Raw genomic sequence first — 2,440 nt, forward strand, 5'->3', positions numbered from 1 at the left:
GCCTGGTGCTGGCCGGGTTCGTGCAGCCCTTCTACGTGTGGCTGAACACCTACCTCGGGTGGATTCCGCTGTTCAGCGGCCAGGTGTCAGCCACCGGCCGCACGATCCTCACCGCCGCCCTGGTACTGGCCATCATGGTGCTGCCGATCATGACCGCGATCTGCCGCGAAGTGTTCCTGCAGACGCCGGTGTTGCACGAAGAGGCGGCGCTGGCGCTCGGCGCCACCCGCTGGGAAATGATCAAGATGGCGGTGCTGCCCTTCGCCCGCGGTGGCATGGTATCGGCCGCGATGCTCGCACTCGGTCGAGCGCTCGGCGAGACGATGGCCGTGACGATGGTGCTCTCGGTATCGGGAGTCGTCACCTTCGAGCTGCTGACTGCCACCAACCCGACCACGATCCCGGCGAATATCGCCCTCCAGTTCCCCGAGGCATACGGCACCGGCGTGAGCCTGCTGATCGCCACCGGCCTCGTCCTATTCGTCGTCACCTTCGCCGTCAACGCGATCGCTCGCTGGATCGTCAACCGCCGCGCTGAGTTCTCGGGAGCCAACTGATGTCCACCGCAACCGCCACGGCGACGCGTCCGAGCGCCAACAGCTTCTCGAACGGGCGGCTTCCGAAGGGGACGAGCTGGCTCCTGCTCGCGGGCTCCCTCATCGTCATGGGTCTGGTGTTCTTCCTCCTGAACATCGACCAGCCCGTCGCGAACTACAACATCGTCGCCGCCGTCTTCCTCGGCGCGGTGCTCTACGCCATCCTGATCTTCGTCGTCGCCTCGATCGTTGAAGGACGCCGCAACGCGACCGACCGCTTCATCACCGCAGTGGTCTCGGCGGCATTCGTCGTCGCGCTCCTGCCGCTGATTTCGCTGCTGTTCACGGTTCTGGTCAACGGGCTCGCCCGATTCGACATCGAGTTCTTCTCGTCGTCGATGCGCAACGTGATCGGCGACGGCGGTGGTGCGCTGCACGCGATCGTCGGAACACTGCTGATCACACTGACGGCGACGATCATCTCGGTTCCGATCGGGCTGATGACCTCGATCTACCTGGTCGAGTACGGCAACAGCGGCAAACTCGCCCGCGCAATCACGTTCTTCGTCGACGTCATGACCGGCATCCCCTCGATCGTCGCTGGTCTGTTCGCGTACGCCGTGTTCGTGATCTTCTTCGGAGCCGGATACTCCTCGGGCTTCGAAGGTGCCATCGCGCTGAGCGTGCTCATGATCCCCGTTGTCGTCCGCTCCTCGGAAGAGATGCTGCGCCTGGTTCCCAACGAACTGCGCGAAGCGTCGTTCGCGCTCGGCGTTCCGAAGTGGCTCACGATTGTGAAGGTCGTGCTGCCGACATCCATCGCTGGTATCACCACCGGTGTGATGCTCGCGATCGCCCGTGTCATCGGTGAGACTGCCCCGCTGCTGCTCACCGCCGGCTACACCCAGAGCATGAACTGGAATATCTGGGATGGGAACATGATGACCCTCCCGGTGTTCGTCTACAACCAGTACGCCAACCAGGGCACCAACCCCGATGCCGCGATCTCGCGCGCGTGGGCGGGGGCCCTGACCCTGATCCTCATCGTCATGGTGCTCAACCTCGCCGCCCGCTTTGTCGCGAAGTTCTTCGCGCCCAAGACCGGTCGCTGAACCCGAAGGAATATCCGTGTCCAAGCGCATCGATGTCAACGACCTCAACGTCTACTACGGCAACTTCCTCGCCGTCGAGGGCGTCTCGCTCACAATCGAGCCCCGCTCGGTGACCGCCTTCATCGGCCCTTCCGGTTGCGGCAAGTCGACCTTCCTTCGCACGCTGAACCGGATGCACGAAGTCATCCCGGGCGCACGCGTCGAGGGTGAGGTGCTGATCGACGGCGACAACCTGTACGGCGCGGGCGTCGACCCCGTGCTCGTGCGTCGCCAGGTCGGCATGGTGTTCCAGCGTCCGAACCCGTTCCCGACGATGTCGATCCGTGAGAACGTGCTCGCCGGCGTCAAGCTGAACAACCAGCGCATGTCCAAGAGCGACCAGGAGGCGCTCGTCGAGAAGTCCCTACAGGGCGCGAACCTGTGGAACGAGGTCAAGGACCGTCTCGACCGTCCCGGTTCGGGCCTCTCGGGTGGTCAGCAGCAGCGCCTCTGCATCGCGCGCGCCATCGCGGTCGAGCCTGACGTTCTGCTGATGGATGAGCCGTGCTCGGCCCTCGACCCGATCTCCACCCTCGCGATCGAAGACCTCATCGAGGAGCTCAAGAGCGAGTACACGATCGTCATCGTGACGCACAACATGCAGCAGGCCACACGCGTGTCCGACAAGACCGCGTTCTTCAACATCGCCGGTACCGGCAAGCCGGGCAAGCTCATCGAGTACGACGAGACCACCACGATCTTCACCCGCCCGAAGGTCAAGGACACCGAAGACTACGTCTCGGGCCGCTTCGG

The 2,440-nt window shown here is 64.0% G+C and carries 3 protein-coding genes; all 3 read left to right on the forward strand.

Translation table 11 applies throughout. From position 1 onward, the window contains the following. The coding region (locus tag Q1V87_RS00665) for a PstC family ABC transporter permease (protein ID WP_300590417.1) at nt 1-557 on the forward strand (557 nt) is incomplete at its 5' end. Beyond that, complete coding sequence (pstA, locus tag Q1V87_RS00670; protein WP_300590418.1) at nt 557-1,648, forward strand: phosphate ABC transporter permease PstA; 1,092 nt, start codon at nt 557-559, stop codon at nt 1,646-1,648. The genes Q1V87_RS00665 and pstA, both read left to right, overlap by 1 nt. A gap of 16 nt (nt 1,649-1,664) precedes the next feature. After that, nucleotides 1,665-2,440 (forward strand): phosphate ABC transporter ATP-binding protein PstB (gene pstB, locus Q1V87_RS00675; protein WP_300590419.1); only part of this gene is annotated, 776 nt, incomplete at its 3' end.

Source organism: Microbacterium sp. (assembly GCF_030149085.1).
In the GTDB taxonomy this organism is placed as follows: domain Bacteria; phylum Actinomycetota; class Actinomycetes; order Actinomycetales; family Microbacteriaceae; genus Microbacterium.